The 16,854-nt window shown below is 44.0% G+C and carries 17 protein-coding genes and 1 tRNA gene; 4 read left to right on the top strand and 14 right to left on the bottom strand.

The genetic code is table 11. The annotated features are described in order from the left end of the window. Positions 1-22 precede the first annotated feature (22 nt). A complete protein-coding gene (ruvB, locus tag GLO7428_RS20705; RefSeq protein WP_015190539.1) occupies positions 23-1,111 on the bottom strand; it encodes a Holliday junction branch migration DNA helicase RuvB in 1,089 nt (362 codons plus the stop codon). A 74-nt stretch (positions 1,112-1,185) separates the two neighbouring features. Here ruvB and hisF point away from each other — a divergent pair, with 74 nt between their 5' ends. The 3 genes from hisF to GLO7428_RS20720 all read left to right on the top strand — a co-directional run bounded on the left by hisF (position 1,186) and on the right by GLO7428_RS20720 (position 2,357). After that, entirely contained in the window at positions 1,186-1,959 is a 774-nt protein-coding gene (hisF, locus tag GLO7428_RS20710) for an imidazole glycerol phosphate synthase subunit HisF (RefSeq protein WP_015190540.1), read from the top strand. A gap of 79 nt (positions 1,960-2,038) precedes the next feature. Next, the gene (locus GLO7428_RS20715) at positions 2,039-2,233 is read left to right on the top strand and encodes a hypothetical protein (protein WP_015190541.1); all 195 of its coding nucleotides are present in this window, start codon (positions 2,039-2,041) and stop codon (positions 2,231-2,233) included. A gap of 51 nt (positions 2,234-2,284) precedes the next feature. Further along, positions 2,285-2,357: transfer RNA gene (locus GLO7428_RS20720), tRNA-Ala, on the top strand. A 292-nt stretch (positions 2,358-2,649) separates the two neighbouring features. Here the strand turns inward: GLO7428_RS20720 and GLO7428_RS20725 are convergent. The 8 genes from GLO7428_RS20725 to GLO7428_RS20760 all read right to left on the bottom strand — a co-directional run bounded on the left by GLO7428_RS20725 (position 2,650) and on the right by GLO7428_RS20760 (position 11,857). Beyond that, entirely contained in the window at positions 2,650-3,123 is a 474-nt protein-coding gene (locus GLO7428_RS20725; RefSeq protein ID WP_015190542.1) for a TIGR03943 family protein, read from the bottom strand. Positions 3,124-3,187: 64 nt separating this feature from the next. Continuing rightward, a complete protein-coding gene (locus GLO7428_RS20730; RefSeq protein ID WP_015190543.1) occupies positions 3,188-3,994 on the bottom strand; it encodes an ABC transporter ATP-binding protein in 807 nt (268 codons plus the stop codon). Positions 3,995-4,009: 15 nt separating this feature from the next. Next, positions 4,010-4,906, bottom strand: a complete 897-nt coding sequence (locus GLO7428_RS20735; protein ID WP_015190544.1) for an ABC transporter permease — start codon at positions 4,904-4,906, stop codon at positions 4,010-4,012. A 90-nt stretch (positions 4,907-4,996) separates the two neighbouring features. Further along, positions 4,997-6,028, bottom strand: coding sequence for an ABC transporter substrate-binding protein (locus tag GLO7428_RS20740; RefSeq protein ID WP_015190545.1), 1,032 nt, complete (start codon positions 6,026-6,028; stop codon positions 4,997-4,999). 221 nt (positions 6,029-6,249) lie between these two features. Next, positions 6,250-7,794 (bottom strand): amidohydrolase family protein, encoded by a 1,545-nt coding sequence (locus tag GLO7428_RS20745; protein WP_015190546.1) that lies wholly within the window; start codon positions 7,792-7,794, stop codon positions 6,250-6,252. 446 nt (positions 7,795-8,240) lie between these two features. Continuing rightward, positions 8,241-9,641 (bottom strand): amidase, encoded by a 1,401-nt coding sequence (locus tag GLO7428_RS20750; protein WP_015190547.1) that lies wholly within the window; start codon positions 9,639-9,641, stop codon positions 8,241-8,243. A 27-nt stretch (positions 9,642-9,668) separates the two neighbouring features. Next, positions 9,669-11,117, bottom strand: coding sequence for a dihydropyrimidinase (gene hydA / locus GLO7428_RS20755; RefSeq protein ID WP_015190548.1), 1,449 nt, complete (start codon positions 11,115-11,117; stop codon positions 9,669-9,671). Between the two features lie 5 nt (positions 11,118-11,122). Next, positions 11,123-11,857 (bottom strand): aspartate/glutamate racemase family protein, encoded by a 735-nt coding sequence (locus GLO7428_RS20760; RefSeq protein WP_015190549.1) that lies wholly within the window; start codon positions 11,855-11,857, stop codon positions 11,123-11,125. Between the two features lie 464 nt (positions 11,858-12,321). On the opposite strand from GLO7428_RS20760, the gene GLO7428_RS20765 reads away from it, so the two are divergent. Next, a complete protein-coding gene (locus GLO7428_RS20765) occupies positions 12,322-13,341 on the top strand; it encodes an FCD domain-containing protein (RefSeq protein ID WP_071882391.1) in 1,020 nt (339 codons plus the stop codon). A 39-nt stretch (positions 13,342-13,380) separates the two neighbouring features. Here GLO7428_RS20765 and GLO7428_RS28030 read toward each other — a convergent pair whose 3' ends face one another. From GLO7428_RS28030 to GLO7428_RS20785, 5 genes are all read right to left on the bottom strand, one after another. Continuing rightward, positions 13,381-13,533: a hypothetical protein gene (locus GLO7428_RS28030; RefSeq protein ID WP_015190551.1), complete on the bottom strand. Its 153-nt coding sequence runs from the start codon at positions 13,531-13,533 to the stop codon at positions 13,381-13,383. A 169-nt stretch (positions 13,534-13,702) separates the two neighbouring features. After that, the gene (locus tag GLO7428_RS20770; protein WP_015190552.1) at positions 13,703-14,320 is read right to left on the bottom strand and encodes a flavin reductase family protein; all 618 of its coding nucleotides are present in this window, start codon (positions 14,318-14,320) and stop codon (positions 13,703-13,705) included. Continuing rightward, positions 14,320-15,429, bottom strand: a complete 1,110-nt coding sequence (locus GLO7428_RS20775) for a PotD/PotF family extracellular solute-binding protein (RefSeq protein WP_015190553.1) — start codon at positions 15,427-15,429, stop codon at positions 14,320-14,322. The genes GLO7428_RS20770 and GLO7428_RS20775 overlap by 1 nt, the downstream gene beginning before the upstream one ends. Positions 15,430-15,466: 37 nt before the next feature. Then, the gene (locus GLO7428_RS20780; protein WP_015190554.1) at positions 15,467-15,817 is read right to left on the bottom strand and encodes a hydroxyisourate hydrolase; all 351 of its coding nucleotides are present in this window, start codon (positions 15,815-15,817) and stop codon (positions 15,467-15,469) included. 188 nt (positions 15,818-16,005) lie between these two features. Further along, a complete protein-coding gene (locus tag GLO7428_RS20785; protein WP_015190555.1) occupies positions 16,006-16,851 on the bottom strand; it encodes an ABC transporter permease in 846 nt (281 codons plus the stop codon). Between the last annotated feature and the right edge of the window lie 3 nt (positions 16,852-16,854).

Here is a 16,854-nt window from a genome sequence, read left to right on the forward strand (position 1 = left end):
TACCCATTACCAAGTTCCATGCTTATGGTAGTAGAGAAAGTTGCTCGTTGGGTGGATTAAAACCTAAGTGCTGATAAGCCGCAGGGCTAGCAACTCGACCGCGAGGTGTTCGCTGAAGATAACCGATTTGCATCAAATACGGTTCGTACACTTCCTCAATTGTTTGCGTATCTTCTCCTGTCGCTGCTGCCATTGTTTCAATTCCTACAGGTCCTCCATTAAACTGTTCAATCATCACACGCAGCATTTGGCGATCTGTCCAATCTAAACCACAAGGATCGACTTGAAATAATGTTAAGGCTTCGGCTGCAACGCTTTGGTCGATTGTTCCCGCAGATTTCACTTCAGCGTAGTCGCGCACGCGTTTGAGTAAGCGATTGGCGATTCTTGGTGTTCCGCGCGATCGCCGTGCAATTTCTAGCGCCCCATCATCGGTAATTGTGGTTTGGAGTAGCTGTGCAGTGCGCAAAACGATTTGACTGAGTTCGTCAGGTTGATAAAACCGCAATCGTTGCACTAATCCAAAGCGATCGCGTAATGGTGATGAAAGCGAACCGGCGCGTGTTGTCGCCCCCACCAATGTAAACCGTTGCAAGGGTATACTGCGCGATTTGGCACTCGCACCTTTACCGGTGGTAATATCAACGCGAAAATCTTCCATCGCCGGATACAAAATTTCTTCCGCCATGCGCGATAGCCGATGAATTTCATCGATAAATAACACATCGCCTGGTTGCAACCCAACAAGAAGCCCTACAATATCTCGTGGACGTTCTAAAGCTGGCGCACTGGTGATTTTGCAATTGACACCCATTTCTGCGGCTAAAATCAGCGCCATTGTGGTTTTTCCCAAACCAGGGGGACCGTACAATAGCAAGTGGTCGAGGGTTTCACCTCTAGCTTTTGCCGCTTTTAGGGCAATATCGAGAACTTCTTTTAAGTCTTTTTGACCGATGTAATCAGCAAATTTTTGGGGGCGAATGCTTTCTTCTTGTTTACCATGCTCATCTACCATCGCTTTTGGTTGTAAAAGTTCCTCGCGCTGGCGTGTGGTTCGAGGATTGCGGCGTTCCGGTTCCGAGTGAGATTGCTTAGAAGAAATTATCGCCATGATTAAAAATTTAAAAATCGATCATATAAATTAATTGTGCTTTGATCGTTACACTACTAACACAGGAGCGGACAATGCTAGCAAAAAGAATTCTTCCTTGTTTGGATGTCAAAGCAGGGAGAGTCGTTAAAGGAGTGAACTTTGTCAATTTACAAGATGCAGGCGATCCAGTTGAACTTGCCAAAGTTTATAACGAAGCGGGGGCGGATGAACTCGTGTTTCTCGATATTACCGCAACGCATGAAGACCGCGACATTATTATCGATGTGGTGTATCGAACTGCGGAGCAAGTGTTTATGCCTTTGACGGTGGGTGGTGGAATTCAATCCTTAGAACAAATTAAAAGTTTGTTAAGAGCCGGAGCCGATAAAGTCAGTATCAATTCGGCTGCTGTACGACAACCTGACTTGATTGACCGCGCCAGCGATCGCTTTGGCAATCAGTGTATAGTCATTGCTATAGATGCACGACAAAGGCAAGATGCTACCAACCCTGGCTGGGATGTGTATGTTCGCGGCGGACGGGAAAATACTGGCATCGATGCACTTGCTTGGGCGAAAGAAGTTGCCCAGCGTGGGGCGGGTGAGTTACTTGTAACAAGTATGGATGCGGATGGTACGCAGGCTGGATACGACCTGGAATTAACGCGGGCGATCGCAGAGGTTGTTGAGATTCCTGTTATCGCCTCTGGTGGTGCTGGTAACTGCGAACATATTCACGCAGCGCTGACTCAAGGTAAAGCTGAAGCTGCTTTACTTGCATCGCTGTTACATTACGGTCAGTTAAGTGTTCGGGAAATTAAGGATTATTTACGCGATCGCGGTTGTCCTATTCGTCTAGCAGCTTAACAATTTACTTAGATTTCCTTTCGGGCACATTGTAAATTTTCTTGTTAAGATATATGAATAAGAATTAATTTTTTCAAAAATGCTGATACCAATTCTCATATTCGACGTAGCGTTAGTGGCTTGGTCACTGCATTTGATGGAAGAAGCGTTCTATCACAAAGAGTTTTCTTTGATGTTAGCAGGAACTTTAGTCGCGCTTGCCGCAGCGGCGATGTTGGTAGTCTATTTTCTCATGGGCAACTGCATGACGTATCTGTTGAGTGCTTCAGGATGAACGCTAACTTGACAATATCAGCATTATTCGGTCATAATACGAAACGCTCAAGGGGTTATAGCTCAGTTGGTAGAGCACCTCAATGGCATTGAGGGGGTCAGCGGTTCGAATCCGCTTAGCTCCATTTTTGAACGAACCTTACTAGGCACTGAGGAAAGAGATAGGGAGATTTTCTCAATATGACTTACGCAATCTTAGCGTTTTAATCAGAACCAAGACTTGGGGGCTTCCCCCATTCCCCCCATCGGGGGACGCCAGTCGCTACAACGGGGGAAACCCCCGCAACGCGCTGACTTACGGTTGCGTCCCCCAAACCCCCTCCAAAGAAGCGGCTACTTGTGAAGCAGCTATTGTTTGGGGTAGCTGTTGCGTAAGTCCTGCTCGAATTGCTTTAGGTATGTGAGGTACAGATATATCTAGAATACGCCGTTGATGTATCTTTTTTTAGGTTGAGAAATTGATTTAATTTTTTTGGGAATGATCGCTAAAGTTGCTTTGGCTTGGATGTTTTGAACTGCGAAGTAGCCTTGTATGCGTAGCCAAGAGTTGGGAGTAAAGGTTGCTGCATGGGGTGTATAAACAGGTAATCCGAGTGGTACGGTATCGGCTAAACAGCAACGAATGATGTGTCGCGCAAGAATGAATTGTTCAGGCGATTTTGTTTGCTGTACGAATCCTATGAGATCGACGGGTTCGCCAGGAAATGTTTCTAAGGGATCTTTGACTGAGGAAATTAAACGCCGCCATTGCAAAATATTGCGTTTATACGGATTTGGTTCTTCATGCGCAGGTTCGGCGTATTGCCAAATATCAATTGCTGGTTTTTCTGTAAGTGCAATTCCTGTCACTCGTTTGGTAACTTCTTGTAGTAATTGAAGTGATTTGTGCATTGCAATTATAGTTTCTGTAATTGAATTAGCTAGTGGTTAGTTGCTAACCACGCCTCACTACCCATTACTTAATCCGAGTATCAAGCATTTCGGCTAATTCTTGTTCGGCGAATGCTTTAGTGACTTCTGAACGTAAGTGTTCGACAAACATAGCGCGATGGCGTTCAAATTCTGCGCTAATGACATCACGCGGACGTGGCATATTAATTTTGACACTTTCTAGTACCCTGCCTGGACGCGCTGTGAGAATTATCACGCGATCTGCTAAAAAAACGGCTTCATCAATGTGGTGCGTTACAAATATGACGGTTTTGTTTGTGCCTTGCCAAATATCGAGCAAAAACTTTTGCATATTGTATCGAGTTTGTACATCTAAAGCGGCAAAAGGCTCGTCCATAAGAATAATATCGGCTCCTAAACATAACGCACGCGCGATGCAAGCACGTTGTTGCATTCCCCCTGAAAGTTGATGCGGGTATTTATTCGCGAAGTTACGTAAACCCACTTCGCTCAAAAAGTGTTGCGCGCGTCGATAGCGTTCTTTTTTGTTGATTCCTTTTAACGTGAGTCCGAAAGCAACGTTATCAATTAAAGATAACCAGGGTAACAGTGAAGGTTGTTGAAAAATTAACGAGCGATCGCTTTGTGGTGCTTTGACGGGTTGACCATTATAGAAAATAGTACCACTTGTTGGCTTTTCTAGTCCAGCAATCATTGCTAGTAGCGTACTTTTGCCACAACCACTCGGTCCAATAATCACAACAAATTCACCCGAATCGACAGAAAAACTAATGTCATCGAGTGCGAGTACTTCATCTGCTGTTCCCATTCCCCAAGCTTTACTGAGGTGCTGACAGACAATTTCACCCATTGGTGTTTCCCTCATTTAAATTTGAGCGTTACTCTTCCACCACAGCACGCGCTTTTGAATTTGAGCAAATCCGGTGTCTAGCAGGTATCCCACAATCCCAATCATTGCCATACCCAAAAACATCAAGCGCGCATTAAACATCTGTCGCCCTACCATGACGATCGCACCTAATCCGGTGTTGACTCCTACCATTTCTGCGGCTAGTACCGCCATCCATGCACCAAATAAGTTCATCCGCAGAATGACAAATAAATCTGGAATAATCGCCGGAATGATGATGTGACGCATTACCTGGCTGCGATTTGCACCGAGTACCCGCGCCGTGTTGATGTAAATTTGCTCGACTTTATTAATGCTATTAATCGTACCCAGCGTCAGAATAAAGAAAATACCCACAAACACAACAAAAATCGCCGCGCTGTCACCAATGCCAAACGCCAGAATTGCTAAGGGAATCCAAGCAACCGGTGCAATTGGAGCAAGTAAGGTAATGACTGGTAAAGTAAGCTTACCGAAGATATTGAAGTAAGACGCTAAACAACCAAAGACAAGTGCAGCAACAAAACCTAGCGAAATTCCAATGAGTACGCGTTTGAGCGTGGCGGCGATCGCAGTTAATGCAACAAAATTAGCGCCTGTGCGTTCTACTCCGATTCTTGGTGTTAAAAACTGTTGTTGATTGCCAATTTCTGCTAAAAATTGATGCGGCGGTGGCAAGATCAATGTATTGACTAACCCCATTAGTGTTAACAGTTCCCAAATGCCAATAAATAAACCAATAGAAAGAATCCACCAGCCAGCATTGATCGCAAATTCTTTTACATTATTTCGCAGTTTAGAACGCTGTTTTTTTTGGTTAGTTTGTGTTGTAAATTGACTATCAGTATCTGAAGTACGTTTTGATTTCAACATAATTTATTATCAATTTATTTGAAATAACAACTAATTCATAATTAATTTTTCTCCTCTGCTTCCTCTGCCCCTCTGCTTCTCTACTTCCTACTACGCTGCTTCTGTTTTTACGCGCACGCGTTGCCACAACTCTGGGCTTTCTTGAATGACTTGCTCTAGTAAAGAAAAATTGACAAAATTGTTGTCAGGTTTTTGATTGATGTAGTTCAACGCCATCATACTTTCTGCACGCGAATACATAAAATCACGTTTGTTACGAATATCGACTCCTGGGGGTTGTGCTTGTGCTGCTTGCAGTAGACTTGCTATATCTGTTTTGTAGTATTTATCGATTGTTGTTTGTGCTGCTTCTTCAAAGTTATTTTCGATTAAATATTGCGCTTCAAAAAAAGTACGGATGACGTTTTTCACAACTTCTGGTTCGTTTTGAATCAGTTCATTTCGTGCTGCTACTACGCAATCGGGATATCCAGCGCCATAGATATCGGTTCCGTCTCCGAGTACGTTACCATTTGTTGAAGTTTTGGCTTTGGTGGCGTAAGGTTCAATGCTACTAATGGCATCAACCTGCCCAGCTAAGTAAGCGTTGAGAACTTCGGTGGAATCGCCAAAGTAAACCATTTCTACATCGCTGTAGCTCATGTTTTCGCGTTGCAGATAGTCGTATACAATGATGTCTAAAGTATCGGCTTGAAAGGTACCGATTTTTCTACCTTTGAGGTCTTGGAAACTTTTGAATTCTGGCTTGGCGACGACTATTAGCCCTTCAATGCCACTTCCGGCAACAACTTGAAAAGATGCGCCTTGAGTGTAGGCGGCGATCGCATTTGTAAATGGAATGACTGCCATTTCGACTTGCCCTGTAGCTAACTGCGCGGCAATATCTGCGTTAAAAGGAGTTAAAGCGGTTGTGCCACTAAAACCGTATTTCTCGAATAGTTGTTTTTCTGAAGCGTAGAACAAGGGTAAGTTGCAAAGTCCGCTGCCGTGCGAAAATCTGATGGTGCGATTGCCTGAAGTGCTTGTTTGATTGTTGCTGCACGCATTGAGTAAGATTGGGGCGATCGCTGCTGCTATTCCCATTCCTAAGAAGCGGCGGCGATTGGGGCGAATACTAAGCATGATGTTTTTTCTGGTTTATTAACTAAGTTTTTTAGAAACGAACCACAAAGGACACATAGACGCGTCAGCGGCTTCCCGTAGGGTAGAACGCAAAGCAAAGAGTTAGTAAGGGATTTGTGTGGAGTATCTGAAGATGATTTCATGAAATTAAGAACTACAAATAACTTCTCCTCTGCTTCCTCTGCACCCTATATGTATTAACCTTGAAAAACTTTATGACTCTAATGTCGGGCGTTTTGACAGTAGAAGGGATTGCAATGGCTGTGGTCTAGCCAACCATCGTAGAATTGTTTGACATAAGGAAAGACTTCTTGCGCTAGTACACAACGACGTTCTTCGGCGGGAGTTAGAGGGACTTTTAGTGAGTTTGCTAATTCTTCTAATGCTTCGGCTTTATCGACTTTGGTGAATTTGCCTTCTTTGTATATGACTTCTCCTGCAACTATGACTGTTTCTACTCCAGAAGTACGGCTGCGGTGGAGTACAGCATCTAATATCGGAATTGCCCGATCTAAATATGGGTAGGCAATATGCTGCCAGTTCATGATGACGATATCTGCTGCTTTACCCGCTTCTATCGTGCCGATTTCATGGGCGAATCCGGTTGTTTTTGCCCCGTGTTCGGTTGCCATTTGGAAGACTTGCGGTGATGTTGGTACTAATTCATCCATTCCAGGAACGCGATGCAATTTTAAGACGAGGCGCATCTCTTGCAACATATCGCGATCGTCGTTGATTCCTGCTTCGTCTAACCCCATACCTACGGTGACACCGCGTTTGACGTAATGATTTAAAGGCGCGATTCCACTTTGCAACCGCAGGTTAGAACTTGCGTTATGGCAAATCATTGTGCCTGATTCTGCGACTAAATCGATATCATCTTCGGTGAGCCAAACGCCGTGTCCTAGTGTAAGATGCGATCCGAGAATGCCTAAATCATGCAGGTGACGAACAGCAGTTTTGCCAGTGCGTTTTTGAGCATAAACTTTTTGGTATGCTGTTTCTAGTAGATGCATATGCATCCCAACGTCGTACTTTAAAGAGTAGGTTTGCAATTTCTCTAAAGCTTCGTCTGAACACCAATGCAAGTTAGCTGGTGCAAGTTGAATGCGAATTCTTCCGTTTGCGCTGCGATCCCATTTTTGCCAGAGATGCTCGAAAAAGTTGAGGTAATCTTGTAGTGGGACTTCTTGCACTTTGAGAATTGCGGCAATTTCTGGTGCGATATGTGCCGGTAGCTTTTTGACAAATTCCTCGTTTGCTTCGTAGACAAAGTGATTTTGATCGCGGACTGCAAAGCAATAAGACGATCGCATCCCAATGTCGTGATATGCTTGCAACACTTGATCCGCAATTCCTAACCACGTTGATGCAGGACCTGGACGCCAACCATGAATGTGCTGTACAGTGGTGACTCCCGACTCGATCATCTCAAACGCGGAGTAGAGTGTATCGAGGTAGAGATCGACGTTTCGCGCTGCCAGGCGACTCGCAAACCACAACTCTAAAGGGTAGTCGGGCGAACCGAGTTGAAATGGCGTCAGCCCTACGTGATGATGGCAGTTAATTAACCCAGGTAAAACGATATCTTCGGATGAACCAATGATTTGATTAGGTCGATATTTCTCGCTGAGATCAGTGTATTTCCCAACTTCAATAATTTTGCCGTTTTGTTGAAAAATAGCGCCGTCTTCAATAATTTCAACATCAGTTCTACTTAGCGCTTTGCAAATTACATATTTGCCACGAATTAATGATGAGTTCATGAGACTTTTGTCAATTCAATTTTTGAAGTAAGCTCAAGATTTTGCTAGTCTTCTTAAGAAGAAATTGAATCAATTCAAATATTGATGGTCACAACAAATTGAAGAAGGAAGATATGATTTCTTCTTATGTCATTAATAGCGATCGCTTGCTTTGTAGAATTCATCATAGTAGCTCGACGGGTGGCTTCAATCAGGATTGTTGCGCTAGCGTTATACAACGCTTTACCTATAAGCTTTAGCCACGCCAAGCTAAGCTATTTCCTAGCTTAAAAGTCTTCTAATAAGAAAACTGTATCAGATAAAACAAGTTATTACTTTGCAACAATATCTATTAATTGGGTAATAGGTAATGGAAGATAGATGTTCTTCCCAATTACCAATGACCATTTACCAGCCTTAAGTTACGTTTATCACCCACTTTCTTATTAATTGTATAAGTATCTTTACTAAAGCCAACGATAGCGAAAGTTTAATCTCTCTTGTAGTAAATAAGCAAATTGAAGTAACTCAGCTTCTCCTCTTGGTTTGCCGATTAATTGCATACCAATAGGTAAACCTGATGTTGTCCAACCACAGGGAATTGAAATAGCAGGTAAACCTGTTAATGAGATTGTGTAGGTAATTGTCAAGTAATCAATAATATTACGCAATGGAGTGTGATTGATTTCTAAAATCTCTGGTTGCGTGTGCAGAAATGGAGGAACACTGGCGCTGACGGTTGCAAGAATATCGTACTTTTTGAAGAAGTTTAAGAAGTTAAGATATAGGCGATCGCGTTCGGCTTCTGCTTGTAAAAGATCGGCTGCTAAAATTCCCTTACCGCGTTCAATATTCCAACGCACACTTTCTGAAAGGAGATCGGCGTACTTCGCGTAATGATGCTTTTGTTTGTGTAGTAATGTTGCAGCCCGCAGCGTCTCAAAGGCAAATTGCGCCATTGAACAATCAGGATGCGCAGCATCTACCTGAGGACATAAACTTGTAATTTGTGCGATCGCACGTTGAAAAACTGCTTCAACTTCAGCATCAATCGTGGCAATTCCTAAATTTGCACTGAAGCCAACACGTACGCTGTTTGGTAAGCGATCGCACGTCTGCGGTGAAAAATCTGGTCTATTCCATTGACTACCTACCGATATTGGATCGCCCCAGTCTTCACCTGCGATCGCCGCCAGCATCAATGCAGCATCTTCGACTGTGCGCGCTAAAATTCCATCAGTATCTAAATAATCCCACAGTAACATCTTGCGACGACGCGGAATCCGCCCAGCCGAGGGACGCAATCCCACAATGTTACAAAAGCTTGCCGGAGTTCGCACCGATCCACCCATATCAGTGCCTTGGGCTAGGTAACACATTCCCGTTGCGACTGCGACAGCTGCGCCACCACTCGATCCACCACAAGTGTAATTGGGGTTGTAAGGGTTAGCCGTTGGTCCATAAAGTGAGTTTGTACAATGCGCACCTAATCCAAACTCTGGTGTATTTGTTTTACCGATTAAGATACCGCCACTAGATCGCGATCGCGCAATGCAAAGTTCATCGTGTTGGGGAACATAATCTTGATAAATTACTGAACCAAATGTTGTGCGCACCCCTGCCGTTGGCGTCAAATCTTTGGCTGTAAAAGGAACACCGTGTAAAATTTTGAATTGCCCTTGTTCAATCGCTGCATCAGCTTGCTTTGCTTCTCTTTGGGCGCGATCGCGACAAGTTGTTATGATTGCTTGAAGGCGATCGTTGTGTTGTTCAATTTGTTCAAAACACGCAGTCACTGCGTCAACAACGCGGATCTGCTTACTTTGAATTGCTTGCGCAAGTTCCGTGGCTGTTAACTGATGAATCATGAAATGAATTAGACTAATTCGTAATTATCAATTCTCTCCTACGGGCAAGGCACTGCCTTGCCCCTGTTTGGGGCGGGCGAAACTGGATAAACTACACGCTAAGAACTTACCGCGCCCTTTTAATGCAAAAACCTCGCCTTGCTGATAAACTATCTCACCCCGCGATATGGTTATTTCGGGATAACCTTGTAGCGCGATACCTTCGTAAGGCGTGTAGTCTACGTTGTGGTGCAACATCTCGTTGGCGATTGTGACTTGTCGCTGCGTATCCCAAATTACTAAATCTGCATCTGAACCAATTGCGATCGTGCCTTTTTGCGGATACAACCCGTAAAGTTTTGCGGGATTAGTTGCAGTTAAGGCAACAAAAGTATTTAAATCAATACGTCCTTGATTCACACCTTCAGAAAATAGCAATGGTAATCGAGTTTCAATGCCAGGAATACCATTAGGAACGTACTGAAACGAACCGTGAGTGCCACAAATTTGTTTACCTTGCGGATCGGCATAACGAAATGGTGCGTGATCTGAGGAGATGACTTGAAAGACACCGTTACACAAACCATCCCAAATCACCTGCTGATTTGCTTTGTCGCGTGGCGGGGGACTACAAATACACTTTGCGCCTTCAAATTCAGGTTGATCTAAATCAGCTTCAGTCAGAAATAAGTATTGCGGGCAAGTTTCTGCATAGATGCGTAATCCACGATTTTGCGCCCATTGAATTTGCTCAACGGCTTCTGCGCCAGAAACATGGACAATGAGAATTGGTACGTCTACAAGTTCGGCTAAGGCGATCGCCCGATGTGTTGCTTCGCGTTCGACAACCTGCGGACGTGCTGTGGCATGATAGCGTGGAGAGATTTTACCGAGTTGTGCTAATCGCTGTACCATCCAGGCGATGCAATCGCTGTTTTCTGCGTGAACCATCACAAACGCACCTTCTTGTCGCGCCACAGCTAAGACATCAAGTAAAGCGCGATCGCTCAATTTCAGATCGTCATAAGTCATGTAAACTTTGAATGAGGTATAACCCTTCCCAATAAGTTCGGGGAGTTCCTCATCTAACACTTGCGGCGTAGGATCAGTGACAATCAAGTGAAACGCGTAATCAATCACTGCTTTGTCGGTAGCGCGTTGATGATAATCTTCCACTGCTGCCTTCAGTGAGTTTCCTTTCATTTGACACGCAAAGGGAATCACCGTTGTTGTACCACCGCACAATGCTGAGAGTGTGCCAGTATAAAAATCATCTGCCATCACCGAACCGTCATTCATCGGTTGATCCATGTGACAATGCGCGTCAACACCACCAGGTAAAACGAGTTTATCGGTAGCATCAATTTCTTGCGTTCCCTTGGGAAGTTCTGCTGCAAGTGCGACAATTTGCCCTTGACGAATGCCAATATCGCAATTCATCACATCCGCTGCTGTCGCTACCTTGCCATTACGAATGACTAAATCAAATTCTGTCATATGCCCTACTTACCAACTGAATGCGAGAATAAACTACCCCATCCCTCAATGCAGCTAGCATCAACACCAGCTATACAAAGTGATTTCCAAACGGCTGCTGCAACGGTGTCGTAGATTGGAATACCAAGTTCTTTTTCTAAGTCATTCACTAGCGGCGCAGCCCGCAAATTAGTACAAAAAATCAGAATGGCTTGCGGTTGTTCCGCCGCTACAGTGCGAATCATCGACGTTAGCTTATCTGCGGTAACTTCTGAAAAATCAAAGTTGACTGATAAATTGAGATGTTGCTCAGCAATACAATGAAACCCTGCTTCGGCAAAGTTGATGATAATGCGTTCTTGGACATCGGTAAGGTATGGTGTAACAAGTCCAAACTTGGTGATGTGGCGCGATCGCAAAATTTCGAGAAGTGCTAACACCGAAGTTGTTGCCGGAATTTTTGTCACTTCTGTAATCTGCTGACACAGTTGTACATCAGCCTCAAACCCTAGCCAACCTGCGGATGTGCCATTCCAGGCGATCGCATCCACTTTAGCATCAGCTAAAAGTTGTGCAGTATCAACGAGTGGCTTGTTGTCAAACTGCTGTAACGCTTGCTCTCGCAACGATATCTCTGTAACGCGAAACCGCCCAAAATGTGCCGAGACTTCAGGCAGCATACTCACCATAGCACTCGTTACCGGTTCGAGAACGGTGTTAGAAGAAGGAGTGAGCATTCCTAAAAGAACTCGCTTAGCCATGCATGACTCGCAATAAATCTAAAACAATACTAGTGATGCGATGCTCAGTAAGTAAAAAACTAAAGTGTAAGTAAGTGGGTAAGAATAAACATAACTTAAGGGCTGGTAACTGGTAATTGGTAATTGGTCAAATAGTATCTATTACCCCTTACCCAATAAATGTCAAGTGTGATGTTTAATTATGCCCGCCTACTTACTACGAAAATATTTACTCTGAATTTTTGCACAAGGTTGCATGAAATTATCAAATCACTGTATACAAGAATAATGATAAGAACTGTATCGCAAAGTACATTTAATTAATTCGTAATTATCTACTCTCCCTGCCAAGCGGCTTAAAATGTAAAGTCCCCCTACAGGTGGGGGATTTAGGGGGCGAGAAGCTTTGTATAGAAATTACAAATTATATTGACGTTAAATTAGGAAAAGTACTAAAGACCGTCCGCTACACAGGAGATGTAAGATTGACCTCTCAATTACCACAACGTAGTAAGCCGCTATACGAACAGACATATCTAGCCTTGCGCTCAGCAATTTTATCAGGTGAGATTTCTGTAGACGAGCGACTTATTGAAAGTCAACTTGCACAGCGCTTTCAAGTAAGTAGAACTCCAGTACGCGAAGCGATTCGCCGCTTACAGCAGGAAAATTTACTAGCGTCGGATAGTGATGGGGCATTGTGCATTACTAAGCTTTCGTTGCGGGATGCCATTAAACTCTACGATTGTCGAATTGCGCTAGAACAGCTAAGTGTTGTAGGAGCCTGCGAAAACGCTACCACTGAACAGTTAAAGGCAATTGAGCAAACACTTATCCAAGCTGAGAACTTAGCGCAGCAAGGACACAAGCAATTGCAAGATGAACTACTCGATCTTAATTTTGACTTTCATCGTTTAATTGCCGAAAGTTCAGATAATCCTTGGTTAGTGCCGCTGTTGGATCATCTATCAAATCATACCCGACTTTTGAGAACTCAAACATTACAAGCCGAACCTGACATTACAAATATCCACAGCGAACATCGACAAGTGTATGAAGCGATCGCCCATCATGATGTACCAGCCGCCGTAAAATATATTACGCATCATCTCACCGCAAGCCAGCAGCGAATTATAGAAATATTTGAGCGATCGCATTTAACAACATTGTCAGCAGAAATGATTCCGCAGCAAGAAGCGCTACAATGCCCTCGGTGTTTGTCTTTTGAGGTAAGCCGTAACGGACGGCGTATGGGTAAGCAAGGTTATATTTGTAAGCAGTGCGGACGGCAGTTTCTTGCTACTTATGAATCATCTCGCTACTCAGCAGAAATTCGCGAGAAGTGCATAGTTTTACACAATAACGGCATAGGATTTCGCGAAATTGAGCGCATGACGGGCGTTAATCATAATACGATTATTCGCTGGGTAAAATCTGCCCCACATAAAGCTTATAAAAGCAATTATAGTAGAGGTCAGGAATCAGAGGTCGGGAGTCAGGGTTAAAAGCTCTTTAGGTCAATGACTCTGAGCGCCTACAATGTCCTATACAACTTCAGTTATCCAATCATCAATCAAATTCACATTAAACTCAGGTTCTCGCTCGCGAATCCGCGCCAAACACGCCTCAAGAACTCTGACAGCATCACCCTGCTGCATCTGTTCAACAATAGTTTGAGCAGTTAGGTAATCTGTCATATTGATTCATATTAACAATCATTTTGGTAGCAAGATAAACTCGTTTATACATGAATTAATGCAGCCTACAGACTAAAGTCTGAGGCTATACAAACAAAGTGTGCGCAGGCACACTTCATTGCTATTTCAAGAATTAGACCACGAAGGTGGTCTTTGTGCGATTCGCCGCTCATCCGTGATTCCCCAAGAAAAACAACTCACCAATCTTGGTATATTCCACCGCACCGCCCAACCGCGTAATTGGCTTCATGCGGACAGTATCGACTAATCCCATTTCAGGACGATACAAGTCTTCGCGTACGTGAAAGCGTAAAACACGACCTAACACCATAACATTAGTAGCGCCTTCCACAGCAACAATCTGCGTGACTTGACACTCCATCGCCACCGCAGCATCAGCAATCCGCAACGGCTGCACATCAGTTGCTGGAACAGTGGCGAGTTGCGCAACTTCAAATTCATTCACCCCATAAGGTAAATCAACAGCGGTTTCAATCATCGCGTTTGCCATTGTCTCATCAACAATATGACAAACAAACTCCTTAACTTCGCGTACATTGCGCAACGTATCTTTTTCCTTGGGTTCTTTCGTTTGGCGATACGAAACCGAGAACATGATTGTTGGGGGAAAACCCGCAACCGCATTGAAAAACGAATAAGGGGCAAGATTCGGCTTACCATCTTGACTCATTGTGGACACCCATGCGATCGGACGCGGTGCAACAATGCTCGTGAGTAAATGATAAGGAGCGCGAGGCTCCATTTCTTCAGGCACAAACGAAAGCATTATGCCTGTACCTCTCGATTAAAGCGCTCAATCCACGCCGATCGCTGCGTATTAATTGTTTTCCAATCTAAAATACTTACCCTTTGCATAAACTCACTTAGCGTATTTGCTTGTAGCTGTTGGGCAATCTCAGGTGCTAACTGTACATTTCTATTCGCCGGAATATAGAAATATGGACTACTCGAAAGATACGACTGCACTTCGTCAGAGAGTGCTGTATCAATATACGAAACCGCTACATCTAAACCCGATCGCGGATTGCTAACAACGTTCATGCTGTAACGCGCCCCAACAAGTCCAGATTCAGGAACTGTCCACTGAATTGGGATGCCACGAGTTTTTAAATACGCAGCATCGTTATGCCACATTGGAGCGATATCAACTTCTCCTTGTTGAAACAACGTCAACAATGCACCAGGATTTGCAGCAACACCATTCACATTCGGTAAAATTTCTTTGAGCATAGCAAACGCAGGTTCAATATTTGATTCACCGCCTCCCTGCGTGCGTGCTAGTTCAACCATAAAGCTGGTTCCGAGTACGCTATTCATACTCACCAAACCAGCACTACCAGCAAGATTGCTATTCGACAAAGCTTCCCAAGAAGTTGGTGGAGTTTGGATTCTTTCTGTGTTGTAAGCTAGCACAACTCCCTGCGCATAAAAAATGGGCGCAAAACCTTCCGTACTCAGAAGCGAAGGCTCAATATTTTTGATATTCTCACTCGCATCTGCGGGAAATTTTTGAATCAAACCTTCGCTAATGGCAATATTTGTTTGTCCATCATCCAGCAATACCACATCAAACGGTGGATTCGTTGCAGATGCTTTGAGACGCGCAACTTGCTCAAAAGCTAATAATGGCACAATACTTGTTTGCGTACCTGTAGCTTCAGTAAACTCAGGGACTATTTTTTCGCGAGTCAGCGTTTCAGTTGTTCCAGGAAACGCTGCTGTTATAAACTGCCCGCCACCTTGCGGTGATGACGATGTATTTGTGGCTGTATCAGGAGCCGATGCACAACTTTTAAGCAGCCAACTTGCGCCTGCAAACATAGCAGTGCCAAGGACTGTACGACGTGAAAACTGATGAGCAAACAACTTTGACATATGTTTAATCTAAATAACCTACAAAAAACGACGTTAACTATCCGCCGCGAAACAGCGAAAAACCCCAAGGTGAAACCTTAAGTGGAAGATGATAATGTTGCTCGACATCACTAACGCCAAAGCGAAACGGAACAACATATAAAAAAGGAAATTCTTCAGGTAAAGCGTAACCAAGTTGACAGTAGAACTGACCAATATGAAAGACAACTTTGTAGTTACCAAGTTCAACATTCTCACCACGAACCACAGAATGATCCAACAAGCCTTGGTGCGATAACACACCTGCTGCAATCTTCTCGCCGCCAACTTTAAAAATTTCTACTTTCATTCCAGCAGCAGGTAATCCCCGCGTGACATCAACAACATGAATTGAAATTCCACCAGCCATGAGTTCCGTTTTGCTTTAAGGTTGGTACATAAGGGCAGCAGAGGAGCAGGGGAGCAGGGGAGAATAAATAATGACGAGTTAGACTTACAAGCAACCTTACACAAGAACTCTTCTTCCTTGGTGTCCTCTGCGTCTACCCTGCGGGAAAGCTACGCCAATATGGTTCATTTTGCCTAACTTCTGCACAACTAAGACTTAACCAAGAACTTAGATAAACCCGAAACACGCTCCATCAACACCATCAACAACGCCGTGATCACAATTAAAATTCCTGAAATTGCTGCGGCGCGGACATCCAAATCATTCTCAATCATTGACCACATCCGAATTGGTAAAACTTCGGTACGCGCATCAGATAAAAACAACGAAACTGTGATATTGTCAAACGAAGTCAAAAATGACATAAATGCGCCTGTAATCACCCCTTGTTTAATCAGTGGTAGCGTGACGTGAAAGAAGGTAAACACAGGACTTGCACCTAGTACAGTTGAAGCTTCGCGCAACGATGTTCCCAGTTGAATTAAACTTGCGAGTGTTGTGCGCAGTAAGTAAGGAATACAAATGACAACGTGACTAATCACAAGCGTGATCAAGGAAAGTCTGATTCCCAGTAAACTGAAATAAGTTAGAATTCCCAAGCCTACGGCAATACCTGGTAACGCCAAAGGAGACATGACTAACGCATCCATTGCGGCTACCCAGCGGGCGCGACTTCCTGCCATCGCTAAAGAAGCACAAACACCAAGTACGATACAAATTAACGTTGTCCACAACGCTGCTTGAAAACTGGTTATCGCCGCTGACCATAGTTCTGGATAGTTGAACAACGCGATATACCACTGCAATGAAAAACCTGTGGGAGGAAATCGCAAAGTTTGTGCTGAACTAAATGAGGCAATTAAGACAATTAAAGTTGGCATTGTGAGAACAATGAGACTAAAAATCGCAACGCCCCACATCACCCAATTAAAAGATACGCGGTCTAATTTATCAAACTGACCTGATGAAGTGCGAACGGTTGTAGTAGTTGACACAGG

It is taken from the genome of Gloeocapsa sp. PCC 7428 (assembly GCF_000317555.1).
Classification (GTDB): domain Bacteria; phylum Cyanobacteriota; class Cyanobacteriia; order Cyanobacteriales; family Chroococcidiopsidaceae; genus Chroogloeocystis.